The sequence below is a fragment of the Citrobacter sp. JUb117 genome (genome assembly GCF_024809055.1).
In the GTDB taxonomy this organism is placed as follows: Bacteria; Pseudomonadota; Gammaproteobacteria; order Enterobacterales; family Enterobacteriaceae; genus Citrobacter; species Citrobacter gillenii.
Genome location: NZ_JANUFB010000001.1, coordinates 1 through 17252 on the forward strand (window position 1 = coordinate 1; position 17252 = coordinate 17252).

Consider the following 17252-nt stretch of genomic DNA (forward strand, 5'->3'; position numbering starts at 1 on the left):
CGGAGCGAAGGCAGACGGTCTGGAGGGCAACGCCGTAGTGGCGCTGGTGACGGATGCGCAGGGCAATCCGGTGGCAAAGGCAGAGGTGACGTTCATGGCCGATAATACAGGAGCCTCGTTTGCGCCTGCGGTGGTGACCACGGGCGATGACGGCAGGGCCAGCACCACGCTGACCAGCACCGTGGCCGGGAAAATTATCGTGACGGCAACGGTAGGCAATAATGCCGCCAGCAAGGAGACGGCATTTGTTGTTGGAGAGGCGGCGTTCTCGAGGTCAGAAGTGGCTGTGGATAAGGATACCTATACCTCTGGTGATGATGTTGTTGTGACCGTAACACTTAATGATGAGTATGGAAATGCTGTTATTAATCAAATAGATAAGCTGGGTTCGAGTACCGTTGACGTAAATAATGCAACCATAAAAGAGGGAAGTAGCTGGCAGGACGAAGGGCGTGGGAAATATATCGCGACGTTCACCGCCATGAAGGTGACGAGTAGTGCTACCGCAAAGCTTCAGCTTAGCGACTGGGACACTGGCGTGACGTCGCTGCCTTATAGCATTGTTGCCGGAGAACCTGTTGCCTCAACGTCAACATTAACCCGCAACGCTAATGGTTATTTGGTGAATCAAGAGATGATATTCACCCTAATTCTACGAGATGGAAATCGAAATGTGGTCAGGATGGACCCTGAGAGCGTTTTAAGTGATGCAACATTCAAAACGCCTGGTTCAGATACCGTAATAAATAAACTGGAGATGAATAGTAATGGTTCTTACTCATTCACGATAACGGCGAGCGTTAAAGGTGAAGATCTACAGGCATCATTTAGACTCAATGGCTGGGCGTCAGATATTGTTACAACAAATTATGATGTTATGCCAGTTTTTCGTAATGTGAGGGGACTCCATAGCAGAGATACAAATATGGGCTTGAATCACCCCAAAGAGGGTTTCTACGGTGCTCAGTTTGTCCTGGACTTACAGGGGGGCGGCGATCGCACGGATTATAACTGGCGTACCAATGCGGATTGGGCAACGGTTGATGGGAGCGGCGTGGTGATGCTAAAAACGACGATAGCAAGCCATCAGGCCAGGGAGGTCACTGTGACGGCCACACCTAAGAATGGGAAAACGTTTGGCATTATTCGCCATACCTTCAAACTTGATAGATGGATTTCGGTTTATGACAATGAGGTATTCTATCCCGATGCCCTGGAAGCATGTGCTTCACTGAACATGAGACTCCCGGCAGATGCGAGAGATGGTTTTAGTGATTTCTGGGGTACTAAGTCTAAATATGAGCAATCTGTAATTCCGTCTCATATTTATACCGATAGCGTACGTTTTTGGATAAAAACGACTAATAATGCAGCCCCCTATCTGTGGGTACGTTATCTTATTAACGGAGTCTATTCCGGGGGGGCAGGAATATCTGCTAAATCACGTTTCCTGTGCATTGAGGATTTCTAAATATACAGGGAACTGACGACGTAACCATCACACCTCCCTACGTTATGTGGGGAGGTGTAGTCAGTTCTGTTTGGCCAAACGGCTAAAGTCTGACAATTAGCGTCTTCGTGGTAAAACGGTGGCGAGATGAGGATGAGGTACTGAGTTGTTGCGACAGTGAGCGAACATTTTGCTAACCGGAGCCAGATTGTGTGATGTATTCAAAATGCAAACGCGATCAGCTCAACGTCGTCGGGCGTGACCTTAACCATTGAACCCTCGCTGTGCCACGCACCTAATACTACGCGGAACGCAGGTTGTCTATTGGCTGTCAGTTCATGCACCGCCGGGCGATGGGTATGCCCGTGAATTAACCACTGGACCTGGTGTTTTTCCATCTCGGTAACCACGGCCTGCGGATTCACATCCATAATTTCCAGCGATTTGCTGCTGTTGGCGGCTTTGCTGTTGGCGCGCATCTTTGCGGCAATGCGTTGGCGAACAAACAACGGCAGAGCAAGAAACAGTGTTTGTAGCCAGGGCTGATGCACTTTAGCGCGAAATGCCTGATAACCGGCATCATCGGTACACAGCGTGTCGCCATGCATGATCAGCACCTTGCGGCCATACAGGTCGAGCACTTTTTCCTCGGGTAACAAGGTCATGCCGCTCTCGCGGGCAAAACGCTTGCCGAGCAGAAAATCACGGTTGCCGTGAATGAAGAAGCAGGGGACGCCGGAATCAGCCAGCGATTTTATTGCGACGGCGATTTCATGGTGCAGCGGAGTGGGGTCATCGTCACCTATCCAGGCTTCGAACAGATCACCAAGAATATACAGCGCATCGGCTTTTCGTGCTTCACCGGCTAAAAAACGCAGAAAACCGGCGGTAATCGCCGGTTCTTCCGTGCAGAGGTGAAGATCTGCAATAAACAGTGTCGCCACGATTACTCGCTGACGGTCACGTTTTCGATAATAACGTCTTCTTTCGGTACGTCCTGGTGCATGCCGCTGCGACCGGTAGAAACGTTTTTGATTTTATCAACCACGTCCATGCCTTCAACCACTTCAGCAAATACACAGTAACCCCAGCCCTGCATGCTTTCGCCGGAGAAGTTCAGGAAGTCGTTGTCGGCAACGTTAATGAAGAACTGCGCCGTTGCGGAGTGCGGAGCCTGAGTACGGGCCATCGCCAGCGTACCACGGGTGTTTTTCAGACCGTTGTTGGCTTCGTTTTTGATAGCCTCTTTGGTTTCTTTTTGCTTCATGCCAGGCTCAAAACCGCCGCCCTGAATCATGAAACCATTAATCACACGGTGGAAAATGGTGTTGTTATAGAAACCTTCGCGGCAGTAGTCCAGGAAGTTTTTAACTGTTTCAGGCGCTTTATCATCAAATGTTTTGATTACGATATCGCCGTGATTAGTGTGGAAAGTAACCATTTTTGCATCCTGTTCCGATAGAGTGGTGCTTCGACCCTGGTCAGGGTCAGAGTTAGGGGTGTGTTATAGCATAACCGCAAGATTCGATCACCTTGCAAAGTGTGCTGCTTCGGGGCCAATTTATAGGTATTATAGGGCTTTGTTATCCACACACGTCTACACGGAATCTTCGATGTTAAAAATCTTTAATACACTGACGCGCCAAAAAGAGGAATTCAAACCTATTCATGCCGGGGAAGTCGGCATGTACGTGTGTGGTATCACCGTTTACGATCTCTGTCATATTGGTCACGGACGTACCTTCGTCTCTTTTGACGTGGTTGCGCGCTATCTGCGCTTCCTCGGCTATAAGCTGAAGTACGTGCGTAACATTACCGATATCGACGACAAAATCATTAAACGCGCTAATGAAAATGGCGAAAGCTTTGTGGCGTTGGTCGACAGGATGATCGCGGAAATGCACAACGACTTCGACGCGCTGAATATCCTGCGCCCGGATCTCGAACCGCGTGCGACGCATCATATTGCGGAAATTATTGAAATCACCGAACAGCTGATCGCCAAAGGTCACGCTTACGTGGCTGATAACGGCGACGTGATGTTCGACGTGCCGACCGATCCGCACTACGGTCAGCTGTCGCGCCAGGATCTGGATCAGCTGCAGGCAGGTGCCCGTGTGGATGTGGTGGATGTGAAGCGTAACCCGATGGACTTCGTGCTGTGGAAGATGTCCAAAGAGGGCGAGCCGAGCTGGCCGTCCCCGTGGGGAGCAGGCCGTCCGGGCTGGCACATCGAATGTTCTGCGATGAACTGCAAACAGCTGGGCAACCATTTCGATATTCACGGCGGCGGCTCTGACCTGATGTTCCCGCATCATGAAAACGAAATTGCCCAGTCCACCTGTGCGCACGACGGCGAATACGTCAACTACTGGATGCACTCCGGGATGGTGATGGTTGATCGTGAGAAAATGTCCAAATCACTGGGCAACTTCTTTACCGTGCGCGACGTGCTGAAATACTACGACGCCGAAACCATTCGCTACTTCCTGATGTCCGGCCACTATCGTAGCCAGCTGAACTACAGCGAAGAGAACCTGAAGCAGGCACGTTCTGCACTGGAGCGTCTGTACACCGCGCTGCGCGGTACTGACAAATCCGTGGCGCCAGCCGGTGGTGATGCCTTTGAAACGCGTTTCATTGAAGCAATGAACGATGATTTCAATACGCCGGAAGCCTACTCGGTGCTGTTTGATATGGCGCGTGAGGTCAACCGTCTGAAGGGTGAAGATATGGCGGCGGCTAACGCCATGGCCGCGCATCTGCGCAAGCTGTCCGGCGTGCTGGGCCTGCTGGAGCAGGATCCGGAAGCGTTCCTGCAAAGCGGTGCGCAGGCGGATGACGGTGAGGTCGCTGAGATTGAAGCGCTTATCCAACAGCGTTTAGATGCCCGTAAAGCGAAAGACTGGGCGGCGGCCGACGCGGCACGTGACCGTCTGAACGAGATGGGTATTGTGCTGGAAGATGGCCCACAAGGCACCACCTGGCGTCGTAAGTAATTCTCTCAATTGCCGGATGGCGGCTAACGCCTTATCCGGCCTACGATGGAATGATCGGTAGGCCTGATAAGCGTAGCGCCATCAGGCACTATTAGTGACGTCTGTACCACCACAGCACACCCATCATGACGGCTCCCGGCAGCCACACCCACATTAATTCCGAGATAATCACCTGATGCCCATACGGCGTGGCGTAGCGTGACAGCGCGAACGGCGCAACCTTAATCACCTGCCACGGCGCAAAGAAGCGCTCATCTGACCATGGCCACAGCCAGCCAACGCCTTTTCCTCCGGTGGTCACCGAATCCAGCAGGCTGTGTGACAGCAACGACACCGTCAAAAATAACCAGCAGCGAACCAGCCCGGCTTTAAACCATCGTCGACCTATCATGATGCACAGTAACGGCACCGCGAAGGCGAACAGTAGCGAGTGGGTAAATCCGCGGTGACCGAACACGTTGCCGTAGGCAATACCGAACTTAAACGACAGGACGTCGGCGTCAGGCAGCATTGCCAGTACAACCCCGGCAAACAACAAGCGTGGGGGAATGACTTTGAGCCCCAGACCCAATCCTAAACAAAGAGGTACAGCTGCGTGGGTAACGATGGTTGGCATGATAGTCGCTTCGTATAAGAAAACGATAGGCTAACAGTCTGGTGTGAAGTGAAGGTGAAGTTAATTATCTGAAAATCAGGGGGAACGGACCGGATGTGGTGTGAACCGCCATCCGGCCCTGGGATCATGCCACGACGTTAATGCTTTGACCTTCAAAGCTCACGGTCTGTCCGGCAACGATTTTGCAGCGTTTACGTGTTTCTACTACTCCATCGACCTTCACTAACCCTTCGCCAATGGCAATTTTTGCCTGGGCGCCGCTTTCGCTCCAGCCTTCCAGCTTTAGCAGATCGCAGAGTTCAACGTGTGGGTGTTTACCCAGTGAAAATGTGGCCATCTTAAACGTCCTTTACATCATGGTATTCAACGCACGCCTGAAGCGTGTTTTCGATAAGTGTGGCGACCGTCATCGGGCCAACGCCACCCGGCACCGGTGTAATATACCCGGCGCGCGCAGCGGCATCTTCAAAGACCACATCGCCAACAACCTTGCCATTCTCCAGACGGTTGATGCCGACATCAATCACAATCGCACCTTCTTTGATCCATTCACCGGGAATAAAACCCGGTTTGCCGACGGCGACAATCAGCAGGTCAGCATGCTCTACGTGGCGACGCAGATCTTTGGTAAAGCGGTGGGTTACCGTGGTGGTACAGCCCGCCAGCAGCAACTCCATGCTCATCGGACGACCGACAATGTTTGAGGCGCCAATCACCACGGCATTCAGGCCGTAGGTATCGATGTTGTAACGCTCAAGCAGTGTCACGATGCCGCGAGGCGTACACGGACGCAGGCGCGGTGCACGCTGGCACAGGCGACCGACGTTATACGGGTGGAAGCCATCGACGTCTTTATCCGGTGCAATGCGTTCCAGCACCTTAACGTTGTCGATCCCCGCCGGTAACGGCAGCTGGACCAGAATACCGTCGATGGCGGCATCCGCATTGAGCGTATCAATGAGCTCAAGAAGTTCCGCCTCGCTGGTGGTTTCAGGCAGGTCATAGGAGCGGGAGACGAACCCCACTTCGTCGCAGGCTTTGCGTTTACTTGCTACGTAAATTTGCGAAGCCGGGTTGCTACCTACCAGCACAACAGCCAGGCCTGGGGCGCGTAATCCAGCCGCTAAACGCGCCTGAACTTTTTGAGCCACCTCAGAGCGTACCTGCTGCGCAATCGTTTTACCGTCAATAATCTTTGCTGCCATCAGAGAGAGGATTCCGTCTGTTACGTTAAATCGAAGGGGATGTCACTATTTTGTCAGAAGCGCGGCGTGCTGTCAGTTTTCGTTTGCATTTTTAGGTGAGATTAGGAACGTCTCGCTGTGCGAACGGGTGAGGTGTCAATATCGTAAAGACAGGAATAATTACTGAGTACGCTAATTAATTTTAACGTTAGTGAAACAACTCATCACCCTTCTGTTTTCATGGGTAATGCGTCATAAACCAGTCTGTTACGTACCATTGTGGTGGTGTTTAAGTAATATTTACCCAGACATTTCTTAGATCCCAATAAGAATTAGCCAGGGCCATTACAAGGATTTGCAGGTATTTTTCATTAATTGAAATGTTTAATTTATCCCTGTGACGAATTGTCATATTCGTAAAGATTAATTAGTGAATCTCGCGCTCAGGAGAGTTGGGGTCAAGCATCATTAATTCTCTTTCGATATATATCTTTACAGGATGCAGAGATAATTTGCCTGACATTTTATGTCGATAATGATTCAAACGGAGCCGGCAGGATACCGGAACCGGATGTGTGTAATTCAAGGGAAATCCATGAAACGTAAATTAATAAATACTTCTGTTATTGCCAGCTTGATGTTAGTTGCAGGGGCCGCCGTCGCAGCCGATCCGGTCAGCGTGAGCGGCGGTACCGTTCATTTTGAAGGTGAACTGGTCAATGCAGCTTGTGCGGTAAGCACACAGTCAGCCGATCAGGTGGTGACATTAGGGCAATATCGTACCGCCAGCTTTGCAGCCATCGGCGATACCACGGCACAGATTCCGTTCTCCATCGTGCTGAACGACTGCGATCCTGCGGTTGCCGCGACGGCAGCTGTGGCGTTTTCGGGTCAGGCGGATGCCTCCAACTCAGCTCTGCTGGCGGTATCTTCAGGGAATAACACCACCACCGCTGGCGGTGTAGGCATCGAAATTCTGGACAACGCGTCTACCGCGCTGAAGCCAGATGGTGCCACCTTCTCTACTGCCCAGACGCTGGTAGAAGGCACCAACACCCTGCGTTTCTCCGCACGTTATAAAGCGACCGCTGCAAGCGCCACGCCAGGCCAGGCAAACGCCGACGCCACCTTCATCATGAAGTACGAATAAGCCGTTCTGATTGGCGCAAGGAAGACGACAGCCTCAATGGATGAGGCAATATCCGGGGATGACGAAGGATGTGGCAACTGATTTTCAAAGGCATGACGCTGGCGGGAATGCTGTGCGTAATGCCTGCGCTTGCACACACGGTAATACTGGAAAGCGGTCGCCTTCACCTGCGTGGGCAACTGGTCAATGGGGCCTGTACGGTGGCCACCGATAGCCAGAACTTGCGGGTACAGATGGGGCAGTATCGCACCAACGCATTTGGCGAACCGGGAAGCTTTGCCTCGACCAGCGTACCGTTTTCACTGCGCTTAACGTCCTGCAGTGCCGACGTTTATGACCATGTTGGGATTGCGTTTGCCGGCGTCACGCCTGCAGAAGATCCGCAGGTCTTTCTGGCCAGCGGTGAGGCGTCTGCGGCCTCGGGTATTGGCCTGGCATTATTTGATGAGGGGCAACGACAAATTATTCCGAATGCGCTGCCGCGTCATTACTCCCCAATTTTAACGCAGGAAATGACGTTTCACTTCACCGCGCGCTATCGGGCTGTCTCGGAAAAGATAACGCCAGGAACGCTTCGTTCAGACGTGTGGTTTACGTTGGTCTATCCCTGATTTATTTACCAACGATAATCACACCAAAGGTATTTGTAGCCATGTTTAATTATCTTAAATCAGGTTTTATTATTTTCCTCACCTTATTTGTTTCCTGCAGTGCTCAGGCTGCTGGGGGAATTGCACTAGGTGCTACCCGCGTTATTTATCCCGCCGAGGCTAAACAAACATCGCTGGCTATTAGCAATAGCGATACTAAAGAACGTTTCCTGGTTAATTCATGGATTGAGAATAGCGCAGGCGTTAAAGAAAAAGCCTTTGTGGTGACGCCTCCACTGTTTGTCAGCGAGCCCAAAAGTGAAAATACGCTGCGCATTATCTATGCCGGTCAGCCACTGCCTACAGACCGCGAATCGCTGTTCTGGATGAACGTGAAGGCGATCCCGTCAGTCAATAAAGACAGCCTTGAGGGTAAAAACGTTCTGCAACTGGCGATTTTGTCGCGTATTAAACTCTTTGTCCGCCCAAATAACCTGCCACAGGTACCGGAAGACGCGCCCGGCATGTTGCAATTTTCCCGTTCCGGCACGCAGCTGAAAATTACGAATCCGTCAGCGTATTACGTCACGCTGGTTAACCTCAGTGTGGGAAATACGAAGGTTGATAACGTCATGGTGGCACCGAAGAACGCGGCGCAGATCCCGCTGCCTGCGGGCGTTCAGGGCAGCGTGACGTTCCAGACGGTTAATGACTACGGGGCAGTGACACCTGCCAAAACGGTTAGCGTGCGTTGATAAACGATGAATAAGACAACGTACTTACCTGGCCGGTTACCGGGGATTACGCCACCGCTGGCGGGCGTGGCGTTGTCCACGCTCGCTGCCTTATTTCCGCTGTCAGGCCACGGGGAAAGCTATTTTAACCCGGCATTTTTATCTGCGGATACGGCGTCCGTGGCGGATTTGTCGCGTTTTGAAAAAGGGAATCACCAGCCTGAGGGCGTCTACCGCGTGGATATCTGGCGTAATGATGAATTTATTGCCACCCAGGATGTTCATTTTGCCACCAGTAAGGCGAGTACCGGCGAGAAATCTGGTGGGCTGACGCCATGTTTTGGTCTCGATTGGGTTAAGCGCCTGGGGGTCAATACGGCGGCGTTTCCGGCGCTCAGTCAGGACCCGAACAATACCTGTATTAATTTGCCCGAGGCTATCCCCGGCAGCGAAATCGCCTTCGATTTCTCTACGCTACGCTTGAATATCAGCTTGCCGCAGGCCAGTATGCTGAACAGCGCGCGGGGATATATTCCGCCTGAGGAATGGGATGAAGGGATCCCGGCTGCGCTGGTGAACTACAGCTTTACCGGCAGTCGTGGCAGCGATTCTGACAGCTATTTCTTAAGCATGTTGAGCGGCCTGAACTATGGCCCCTGGCGGCTGAGAAACAACGGCGCCTGGAGCTATTCCAAAGGCGACGGATATCACTCGCAGAGCTGGAAAAACATCGGTACCTGGCTTCAGCGCGCCATTATCCCGCTGAAAGGTGAGCTGGTGATGGGCGACAGCAACACCGGTAACGACGTCTTTGACAGCGTCGGGTTTCGCGGGGCGCGGCTCTACTCGTCAGACAGCATGTATCCGGATAGCTTGCAGGGGTACGCGCCAACGGTTCGCGGCATTGCCCGTACGGCGGCGAAACTGACCATTCGCCAGAACGGTTATGTTATCTACCAAAGCTATGTGTCGCCTGGGGCGTTCTCGATTACCGATCTCAACCCGACGTCGTCCAGCGGTGACCTGGAGGTGACGGTAGATGAAAAAGATGGCAGCCAGCAGCGCTATACCGTCCCGTACTCCACGGTTCCACTGTTACAGCGCGAAGGGCGACTGAAATACGACCTGGTGGCCGGGGATTTCCGCAGCGGTAACAGCCAGCAGTCATCACCGTTTTTTGTCCAGGGCACGTTAATCGCCGGGCTACCTGAAGGCTATACGGCCTATGGCGGCACGCAGTTGGCCTCTCGTTACCGCGCGCTGGTGTTCGGTACCGGGCGCAACCTCGGCGACTGGGGCGCGGTCTCCGTCGATTTAACCCATGCGCGCAGCCAACTGGCGGATGACAGCACCCACCAGGGGCAATCGCTGCGTTTTCTGTACGCAAAATCACTGAATAATGTCGGCACCAACTTCCAGTTACTGGGATATCGCTATTCGACCCGGGGGTTTTATACCCTCGACGACGTGGCGTATCGCAATATGGAAGGTTACGAATACGAATACGACAGCGAAGGCAATCGCCATAAAGTGCCGGTGGTCCAGAGCTATCACAATCTGAGCTACAGCAAAAAAGGCCGTTTTCAGATCAACATCTCGCAGAATCTCGGAGATTACGGATCGCTGTATGTCTCAGGCAGTCAGCAAACTTACTGGAATACGTCCGATACCAACACCTGGTATCAGCTCGGCTACGCCAGCGGCTGGCAGGGGATTAGCTATTCGCTCTCCTGGTCGTGGAACGAATCGGTAGGGATTGCCGACACCGACAGGATTCTGGCCTTCAATATGTCGGTGCCGTTTAGCCTGTTGACCGGGCGACGCTACACGCGCGATAACGCGCTTGATCGCACCTATGCCACCTTCAACGCTAACCGCAATAGCAACGGACAAAACAGCTGGCAGAGCGGGATTGGCGGGACGTTGCTTGACGGGCGCAACCTGAGCTACAGCGTAAACCAGGGGCACAGCAGCACCAACGGTTACAGCGGTAGCGCCAGCGCAAACTGGCAGGCGACCTATGGCACGCTGGGTATGGGATACAACTACGACCGCGACCAGCATGACTATAACTGGCAGCTCTCCGGCGGCGTGATTGGGCATGCGGACGGAATCACCCTGAGCCAGCCGCTGGGCGATACCAATGTGCTGATCAAAGCACCAGGCGCCGAGGGCGTAAGGATAGAGAACCAGACCGGGGTGCAGACCGACTGGCGTGGCTACGCGGTCATGCCGTACGCCACCGTCTATCGCTATAACCGTGTGGCGCTGGATACCAATTCAATGAACAACCATACCGATGTGGAAAATAACGTCAGCAGCGTAGTACCGACACAGGGGGCGCTGGTAAGAGCGGCGTTTGATACACGTATCGGCGTGCGCGCGTTAATTACGGCGCAACAGGCGGGTAAACCGGTGCCGTTTGGCTCCATTGTGCGTGAAACCGCCAGCGGCGTAACCAGCATGGTGGGAGACGATGGACAAATCTACCTGAGCGGTTTGCCGCTAAAAGGTGAGTTGCTGATCCAGTGGGGCGAAGGCGCGAACGCGCGCTGTACGGCGCACTATGCCTTGCCTGAGGAGAGCCTGAAACAGGCGGTAACGCTCACCAATGTGACCTGCGAACGCCCGTCGGCATGAAAGGAATAATACGATGAAACGACAAACTGGTTGGTTACTCGGGAGCGCTTTACTGCTGCTGGCAAATTCGTCATGGGCCACGGTCTGCCAGAATTCGAATGGCACGCCGACGGATGTGTTTTACGATCTGTCGAACGTCTTTAACAGCAGTAATAACCGCCCCGGTCAGGTCGTGACGTTGCCGGAAAAGTCCGGCTGGGTTGGGGTTAATGCGACCTGTCCTGCGGGGACGACGGTAAATTACACCTACCGCAGCTACGTGACGGAACTCCCGGTGCAAAGTACGGAAGGGGGCTTTCAGTATTTGAAGCTGAATGATTACCTGTTGGGGGCTATGAGTATCACCGACAGCTATGCCGGGCTGTTTTATCCTCCACGTAACGATATTCGTATGGGAACTCACCCAAACGTACCTAAGCAGAAACCCTTTGGCGTCATGGATTCAAAGCTGGTATTCAAATTAAAAGTGATCCGCTCATTTATTAACATGGTACCAATCCCCCGCCAAACGATGTTTAGGGTCTATGTCACGACCAGCATCGGCGATGCCCTGAGTGTGCCGGTATACACCATCAGCTACAGCGGCAAGGTCGAGGTGCCGCAAAACTGCGAAGTGAATGCCGGACAGGTTGTCGAGTTTGATTTTGGTGATATCGGCGCGTCGTTGTTTAGCAAAGCTGGGGCTGGAAATCGGCCAGAAGGCGTTAACCCGCAGACTAAAACGATGGCCATAAAATGTACCAATGTTGCCGCGCAGGCCTACCTGACCATGCGCGTGGAGGCTGAAAGATCTTCGGGGCAAATGATGGTGTCGGACAACGCCGATTTAGGCTTTATTGTTGCCGACAGCAGCGGTGTACCGCTAACACCTAACAACCTGTCCAGCACCATTCCGTTTCGCCTGGATGATAACGCCGCGGCGAGCGTCAGTATCCGGGCGTGGCCGGTTAGCGTGACGGGCAATAAACCGGCGGAAGGGCCATTTACTGCCCGTGGATATCTGCGAGTAGATTATGACTAAGAGGCGCGCAATGGTCATTCGCATACTGTTGGTGGTTGCTGCCTTGCTGTCGTTTACCTCGCTAAGTCGGGCGGATACGTCGTTGGGCGAGATCAATATTGAGTTGCGCGGTAATGTAGTGGACTTTACCTGTGCCGTGATTGCCAGCGACAGCAATAAATACGTGGACCTCGGTACCTGGCCGACAAAGCAGTTAAAAACCAGTGGTGATACCACCCAACCGGTTCCTTTTTCGCTAAAGCTGGAAGGCTGCCCGCCTGGGTCGGCGTCAATCACCTTTTCCGGTACGCCGGCAGCGGGTACCACGCTACTGGCGCTGGATAATACGGCGATGGCGCAAAAGGTGGCGATTGAACTGCATGACAGCGATCGTACACGGTTGCCGCTCGAACAGGCGAGCCAGACGGTGAGTATTGACGAAAATGGCAATGCCACACTGACCTTTTTCGCCAACTATATTGCCTTAGCGGATGGGGTCCAGCCCGGACTTGCCAGGGCTGATGCGACGTTTATGATCAACTATAACTGACCACTCACTCCCGAACGTCATCTCGTCGGGAGTGGGGTTACATTAATTCATGCATTTTCGCGTAATCGATCAGCTCGACAATGGTATGCAAACCAAGTTTGGAGTAGATATTGGCTTTGTGCGCACTGATCGTTTTATTGCTGAGTAATAGCTGCTCTGCAATTTCTTTATTGGATAACCCATTTGCCAGATAACGTAGCACCGTGACCTCGCGATTGGAAAGCGGCATGTCATTCAGCTCTCCTTTACGTATATTAATGTTATTAATAAAGTTAAGCGTATCTGACGGGAAAAAAGAATAACCGGATAAGATCATTTTTACCGCATTGTAGATATCATTCAGGTCCTTGCGTTTACTGACAAAACCATTTGCACCTGCCCGGATAGCGCGTCCGGCGTAAAAAGATTCTGATTTTGAGGACAGAAACAGAACCCGCGTCTTTTCCTGCAGTGATTTAATTCTCTTGAGTAGGGTAAATCCATCGGCACCAGGCAGTTCAATGTCCAGAATGACGAGATCGACAGGATAGGTGCGTAGGTGATCAATTGCTGTACGACTGTCGTCAGTTTTCAGTACCACTTCGATATTACTATTTTTTTCGAGCAGCACTTCTATCGACATTCTGACAATAGGGTGTTCGTCCATAATGATAACGGATGCTGGTTTCATTGTTGTATGCCTCAAACTGTTCGTGTATCTTGCGATTTTGATAAAACATCAGGCGTTATTAATATTGTCAAATAGCCAAGGGTTGTTCTGCGAGAAGAACCGAATAAATAAGACTTCATCCTTGTTTATTCAGCCGTTCTTGGTAAGAACAATGAGTGTGTGGAATATCCATTTCACACCAGGAAAAATTTACAATTAATCATTAAACAGTAGGGATTATACCTACTCTACTCATTCGGAAAAGTCTTGCGGTAAGTAACTTCTTAATGGCTGTTACGATATCCTGAAAGAACCCAATATGCTTACGATTGTTAGTATTATTTTCCTTCTGTTTTAATTATGGCAGATTGAAAGTTTTTTTAAAATACTAAAAACAACACAACAGGCTGATTGTTTAGGTTTTGTTAAGGAGGTCTTAGATGGCCATTACGACGTAATGCACAGAGTTCGTAGGGTTAAGTGCTTTGCACGCCGCAGGCATAATACCAGGATTAGTTGTAAATATTAAATTTATGTAAAAATTACATGGGGCGTCTCAGTAATAAATAAGTAATTTCCTAAAAAATCTTATTTCACAAAGGTTTATGGTGTTAAATTAAATGATGAGAGGTAGCGTTAAGACGGTGTATCAGATGCAAAAAACGTTGGCGGTGTGGCAATCCGAGGTACGTAATCAGTTGATTCAGACGATAGATAACCCGGTGGTAAGGCCGGTTTTGTATGCAGGCAATCTTTTTTAAGGATTCACCTTGCAATAGTAATGAAACCATCTCCCAGTCAGCCAGGTTTAAACGCGAAGAATGAATATTATTTAGATTTGGCGATAATAAAGCGTGACGTATGTCTGCAAGGCGCTGACGGCGGGGGAGAACATAAAAAGGACCGGTCATGGCAATAAATTTACCCAGACTTTCGTCATTATCGTTGAGTAATAAAAAAATCTGTATGTCATTACGCTGTTTAACCAGCAGGCGTAACTGTTGGAGCGTCTCGAAATATGAGAATGGCAATCCTTCCATATCAATCACTAACTGACTGGATTCAGGGGATTGCAGACTGTCGAGCGCCGACTCAAAATTCTGGAAAACAGCCGTACGGGTACCTGAAAATAAATAGCGGTTCAGTGTAAATGCGAGATAGTAATCAGTGGTGATAATTGCCTGAGATACAGTGTCTCCCGGTAATGTATAATTGATTTTTTGTGCCAGATACTCAAGCCGGTCAAATACCTGCGGCGCACAGTGATGATATTGATGGGTACAGTGAGTGTTTTGTAAACGGCGATGTCGTTCCCGACGTAGTACGCTGCGCATCCTTCCTGTTTTCCTTTCCGTTTTATTTTTCCTGCCCTGGATAAATGGCGGGCCATAAATACCCCTGCCCCAAATTTGCGCCGGCTCGCTGGGCAATTTCCTTGTGCGTTTGGGTTTCAATCCCTTCGACAATCACCTGATTTGCGATTGCTTGTCCTTTCTTAATGATCTGCTGGAGCCTGCTGGGTTTTTTACTCAGTGTCCAAAAGGTATTTTTATCCAGTTTAATGCCTGACAGGTGCCAATTAGCCTCAATGAATGCGATGAGTAATTCTTCATTGACGTCATCCATCCAGATAGGGGTGCCTGACGCTTCAACATGCTGCATAGCGTTATACGCCACATGGCGTTGAGCAACATTGAGCAAAAGGAATGTAGCAGGGTCCTGTATTTCGATGACAAGGTTAGGTGGATACGTAACATCACGGCAATGAAATGACGTCCAGTTCAGAAAGGCCTTCATCGGCAGGTTCAGTGAATAAACGTAGCCGGGCTGATAATGTACGATGTTGGCTATTTGGCGATAAAACAGGCTTTGTTGTTGTGCGAAAGAAAGCTGGCGAAAATAGTTCTCGCTATTCATTTTTCGCGGGAGGTGGGTCAGGACTTCAAAGCCGTATCGGTGCGAAGTCGATAACTCGACAATGGGTTCTAATTTCAGTGTTGAAAGTAGAACGTTAGCATCATTTTTTATTGAAGGATGTGCGTACTCATATTTATCGTTGCACAATAACAGGCTCGGCATCATGATATTCTCCCACGCGGAGCAAATATTACCGAGAGTGTTTTATTTTTACCCCGGAAATAACACATAGGCATTATTGTGGCAGCATAGAAATGGGGGCAGTAGGCGCATATACTTAATTGCACATGAGACATTTCTCATAAAGTTTCCAGCGCATAAGAAACGGTTCAATTTTGTAGAAAACTCAGGTTAACCCTGATGTATCTTAAGAATTGTTGTTCATTTTTCACCTGCAGTTTTCTCATAATACTCCGACGCGTTACCTTCGCTTCTACCTCACTAAGTGCAAGAAGCTGTGCGGTTTCGGCGGAGGTATATCCGCTGGCGAGGAACATTAAAAACTGACGCTCTGCAATGGAAAAGTTGCGGGTGGTGCAGTAGTGACAGATGGTGGCAGGGACGCTGGAACGGAGTGCGCGTTTTTGCAAAATGAGTACCATTTTTTTGCCGATCTCTTCGACATCATCTTCGCGATAAATCAGCGGTAGCATGTACAGGCAGGGCCTGAACATCAGCTTATCTTTATCGCATTTGCTGCAAATAATGACCCGATGCTGGTGACGGGTGTGGCGGGGAATTTCGTAACAACCCGCGCTGAGCCACTCTTCATCCAGCGATAAAAAGGCGATGTCTGCACGATCGATATCGTCGACAGGCAAGAAGCAAATCTCCTGACGCCACTGATTCGTCAGGCGAGTAATGATGATTTTCAGACCATGTTCGAAGTGACTATTTTCGTCTTTGATGGCGATACTTAACATTGAAGGGATCCTAAACCGCAGGGAAGGGTGTAGGAGAATGTTAAGCAAAATCATTAATTTTCTAAATACATTTAACCTTAAACCGGGCTTTACGGCGCCTCAGTTGTTACCAGGTGATTTCCTGGATACCCGTGGACGAGCAGAAAAAACCACCATTCGTACACTTCGCAAGCAACCAGAACAAAAGGCATTGACTCAGCAGGCGCTGACCGTATAATTCACGCGTTTCATCCGCATGAAGTTTTCACTTCGCAATGCGCCCTTAGCTCAGTTGGATAGAGCAACGGCCTTCTAAGCCGTAGGTCGTAGGTTCGAATCCTACAGGGCGTACCATTTTATTTCAGTAACTTACCCATTTTCTGTACGTTCCTTATTTTCCAGATGGGACATATTTGGGACATCATCACTGAAAATTGAGTCAATTTGCTTCGCGTGTTCCGTTAAATGGTTTGGCGCAAGGTGAGCGTATCGGCGCACCATCTCGATGCTCTCCCATCCTCCCATTTCCTGCAAAACAGAAAGCGGTACTCCGGACTGAATCAGCCAACTGGCCCACGTGTGTCTCAGGTCGTGGAATCGGAAATCATCAATCCCGGCCCGGCGGCAAGCTGCATTCCATGCCCGCTGAACATCGACGCGCATCTTTCTGACAGTCGGCGTCTTTGGCCCATCAGGCCGGATGCCTTCTTTCGTATGCACGAACACCCATTCATGATGCCTGAAAATCTGGTCGGGCCCTTTTCCAAAGATGTTGGCTGAAAGATAGCGTAAGATTACAATACGTTTGGCCTTAGACAAATGCGATCTTAATCAACAATAGCTGAATAACGCCGCCAGAGAAATTTCAGCA

The 17252-nt window shown here is 50.7% G+C and carries 19 protein-coding genes and 1 tRNA gene; 10 read left to right on the forward strand and 10 right to left on the reverse strand.

What is annotated here, in order from left to right; genetic code table 11:
* Window positions 1–1471, forward strand: a 1471-nt coding sequence (locus tag M2374_RS00005; RefSeq protein WP_259153235.1) for an Ig-like domain-containing protein, incomplete at its 5' end; no start/stop codon positions are given.
* Window positions 1472–1671: 200 nt separating this feature from the next.
* On the opposite strand, the gene lpxH is transcribed toward M2374_RS00005, so the two are convergent.
* A complete protein-coding gene (gene lpxH / locus M2374_RS00010) occupies window positions 1672–2394 on the reverse strand; it encodes a UDP-2,3-diacylglucosamine diphosphatase (RefSeq protein ID WP_174360602.1) in 723 nt (240 codons plus the stop codon).
* A 2-nt stretch (window positions 2395–2396) separates the two neighbouring features.
* Complete coding sequence (ppiB, locus tag M2374_RS00015) at window positions 2397–2891, reverse strand: peptidylprolyl isomerase B (RefSeq protein WP_115259171.1); 495 nt, start codon at window positions 2889–2891, stop codon at window positions 2397–2399.
* A gap of 172 nt (window positions 2892–3063) precedes the next feature.
* Here ppiB and cysS point away from each other — a divergent pair, with 172 nt between their 5' ends.
* Entirely contained in the window at window positions 3064–4449 is a 1386-nt protein-coding gene (gene cysS, locus M2374_RS00020; RefSeq protein ID WP_181688400.1) for a cysteine--tRNA ligase, read from the forward strand.
* 91 nt (window positions 4450–4540) lie between these two features.
* On the opposite strand, the gene M2374_RS00025 is transcribed toward cysS, so the two are convergent.
* The 3 genes from M2374_RS00025 to folD all read right to left on the reverse strand — a co-directional run bounded on the left by M2374_RS00025 (window position 4541) and on the right by folD (window position 6270).
* Complete coding sequence (locus M2374_RS00025) at window positions 4541–5065, reverse strand: metal-dependent hydrolase (protein WP_096757998.1); 525 nt, start codon at window positions 5063–5065, stop codon at window positions 4541–4543.
* 124 nt (window positions 5066–5189) lie between these two features.
* Window positions 5190–5402 (reverse strand): ribosome-associated protein YbcJ, encoded by a 213-nt coding sequence (ybcJ, locus tag M2374_RS00030; RefSeq protein WP_096757997.1) that lies wholly within the window; start codon window positions 5400–5402, stop codon window positions 5190–5192.
* Between the two features lies 1 nt (window position 5403).
* Window positions 5404–6270, reverse strand: a complete 867-nt coding sequence (gene folD, locus M2374_RS00035) for a bifunctional methylenetetrahydrofolate dehydrogenase/methenyltetrahydrofolate cyclohydrolase FolD (protein WP_096757996.1) — start codon at window positions 6268–6270, stop codon at window positions 5404–5406.
* A 574-nt stretch (window positions 6271–6844) separates the two neighbouring features.
* Between folD and fimA the strand changes: the two genes are divergently transcribed.
* The 6 genes from fimA (at window position 6845) to sfmF (ending at window position 12913) form a co-directional block, all read left to right on the forward strand.
* Window positions 6845–7399, forward strand: coding sequence for a type 1 fimbrial major subunit FimA (gene fimA, locus M2374_RS00040; protein WP_181688399.1), 555 nt, complete (start codon window positions 6845–6847; stop codon window positions 7397–7399).
* 77 nt (window positions 7400–7476) lie between these two features.
* On the forward strand, window positions 7477–8010 hold the full coding sequence (fimI, locus tag M2374_RS00045; protein WP_181491452.1) for a type 1 fimbrial protein subunit FimI: 534 nt from the start codon (window positions 7477–7479) through the stop codon (window positions 8008–8010).
* 41 nt (window positions 8011–8051) lie between these two features.
* Entirely contained in the window at window positions 8052–8744 is a 693-nt protein-coding gene (fimC, locus tag M2374_RS00050) for a type 1 fimbria chaperone FimC (RefSeq protein WP_181688398.1), read from the forward strand.
* A gap of 6 nt (window positions 8745–8750) precedes the next feature.
* A complete protein-coding gene (locus M2374_RS00055) occupies window positions 8751–11363 on the forward strand; it encodes a fimbrial biogenesis usher protein (RefSeq protein ID WP_181688397.1) in 2613 nt (870 codons plus the stop codon).
* A 13-nt stretch (window positions 11364–11376) separates the two neighbouring features.
* Window positions 11377–12384, forward strand: a complete 1008-nt coding sequence (gene fimH / locus M2374_RS00060) for a type 1 fimbria D-mannose specific adhesin FimH (protein WP_117342163.1) — start codon at window positions 11377–11379, stop codon at window positions 12382–12384.
* A 10-nt stretch (window positions 12385–12394) separates the two neighbouring features.
* Complete coding sequence (sfmF, locus tag M2374_RS00065; protein WP_117342164.1) at window positions 12395–12913, forward strand: fimbria assembly protein; 519 nt, start codon at window positions 12395–12397, stop codon at window positions 12911–12913.
* A gap of 37 nt (window positions 12914–12950) precedes the next feature.
* Here sfmF and fimZ read toward each other — a convergent pair whose 3' ends face one another.
* From fimZ to fimW, 4 genes are all read right to left on the reverse strand, one after another.
* Window positions 12951–13583: a fimbria biosynthesis transcriptional regulator FimZ gene (gene fimZ, locus M2374_RS00070; RefSeq protein WP_117342165.1), complete on the reverse strand. Its 633-nt coding sequence runs from the start codon at window positions 13581–13583 to the stop codon at window positions 12951–12953.
* 590 nt (window positions 13584–14173) lie between these two features.
* Entirely contained in the window at window positions 14174–14896 is a 723-nt protein-coding gene (locus M2374_RS00075; RefSeq protein ID WP_117342166.1) for a fimbriae Y protein, read from the reverse strand.
* Between the two features lie 22 nt (window positions 14897–14918).
* Window positions 14919–15644, reverse strand: a complete 726-nt coding sequence (locus M2374_RS00080) for an EAL domain-containing protein (RefSeq protein WP_181688396.1) — start codon at window positions 15642–15644, stop codon at window positions 14919–14921.
* A gap of 164 nt (window positions 15645–15808) precedes the next feature.
* Window positions 15809–16402: a fimbria biosynthesis transcriptional regulator FimW gene (gene fimW / locus M2374_RS00085; protein WP_115259165.1), complete on the reverse strand. Its 594-nt coding sequence runs from the start codon at window positions 16400–16402 to the stop codon at window positions 15809–15811.
* A gap of 37 nt (window positions 16403–16439) precedes the next feature.
* Here fimW and M2374_RS00090 point away from each other — a divergent pair, with 37 nt between their 5' ends.
* Together M2374_RS00090 and M2374_RS00095 are read left to right on the forward strand one after the other, a co-directional pair.
* A complete protein-coding gene (locus M2374_RS00090; protein WP_115259164.1) occupies window positions 16440–16619 on the forward strand; it encodes a hypothetical protein in 180 nt (59 codons plus the stop codon).
* A gap of 39 nt (window positions 16620–16658) precedes the next feature.
* Window positions 16659–16735: transfer RNA gene (locus M2374_RS00095), tRNA-Arg, on the forward strand.
* 15 nt (window positions 16736–16750) lie between these two features.
* Here M2374_RS00095 and M2374_RS00100 read toward each other — a convergent pair.
* Window positions 16751–17200, reverse strand: a complete 450-nt coding sequence (locus M2374_RS00100) for a site-specific integrase (protein ID WP_259153244.1) — start codon at window positions 17198–17200, stop codon at window positions 16751–16753.
* Window positions 17201–17252: the final 52 nt, after the last annotated feature.

Bases quoted from the DNA above. Each gene is read 5' to 3' on its own strand.
- M2374_RS00090 (WP_115259164.1), top strand. From the start codon at position 16,440: ATGTTAAGCAAAATCATTAATTTTCTAAATACATTTAACCTTAAACCG.
- fimZ (WP_117342165.1), bottom strand. From the start codon at position 13,583: ATGAAACCAGCATCCGTTATCATTATGGACGAACACCCTATTGTCAGA.
- M2374_RS00075 (WP_117342166.1), bottom strand. From the start codon at position 14,896: ATGCGCAGCGTACTACGTCGGGAACGACATCGCCGTTTACAAAACACT.
- fimH (WP_117342163.1), top strand. From the start codon at position 11,377: ATGAAACGACAAACTGGTTGGTTACTCGGGAGCGCTTTACTGCTGCTG.
- fimA (WP_181688399.1), top strand. From the start codon at position 6,845: ATGAAACGTAAATTAATAAATACTTCTGTTATTGCCAGCTTGATGTTA.
- cysS (WP_181688400.1), top strand. From the start codon at position 3,064: ATGTTAAAAATCTTTAATACACTGACGCGCCAAAAAGAGGAATTCAAA.
- fimW (WP_115259165.1), bottom strand. From the start codon at position 16,402: ATGTTAAGTATCGCCATCAAAGACGAAAATAGTCACTTCGAACATGGT.
- ybcJ (WP_096757997.1), bottom strand. From the start codon at position 5,402: ATGGCCACATTTTCACTGGGTAAACACCCACACGTTGAACTCTGCGAT.
- M2374_RS00025 (WP_096757998.1), bottom strand. From the start codon at position 5,065: ATGCCAACCATCGTTACCCACGCAGCTGTACCTCTTTGTTTAGGATTG.
- fimC (WP_181688398.1), top strand. From the start codon at position 8,052: ATGTTTAATTATCTTAAATCAGGTTTTATTATTTTCCTCACCTTATTT.
- sfmF (WP_117342164.1), top strand. From the start codon at position 12,395: ATGGTCATTCGCATACTGTTGGTGGTTGCTGCCTTGCTGTCGTTTACC.
- M2374_RS00080 (WP_181688396.1), bottom strand. From the start codon at position 15,644: ATGATGCCGAGCCTGTTATTGTGCAACGATAAATATGAGTACGCACAT.
- ppiB (WP_115259171.1), bottom strand. From the start codon at position 2,891: ATGGTTACTTTCCACACTAATCACGGCGATATCGTAATCAAAACATTT.
- folD (WP_096757996.1), bottom strand. From the start codon at position 6,270: ATGGCAGCAAAGATTATTGACGGTAAAACGATTGCGCAGCAGGTACGC.
- M2374_RS00055 (WP_181688397.1), top strand. From the start codon at position 8,751: ATGAATAAGACAACGTACTTACCTGGCCGGTTACCGGGGATTACGCCA.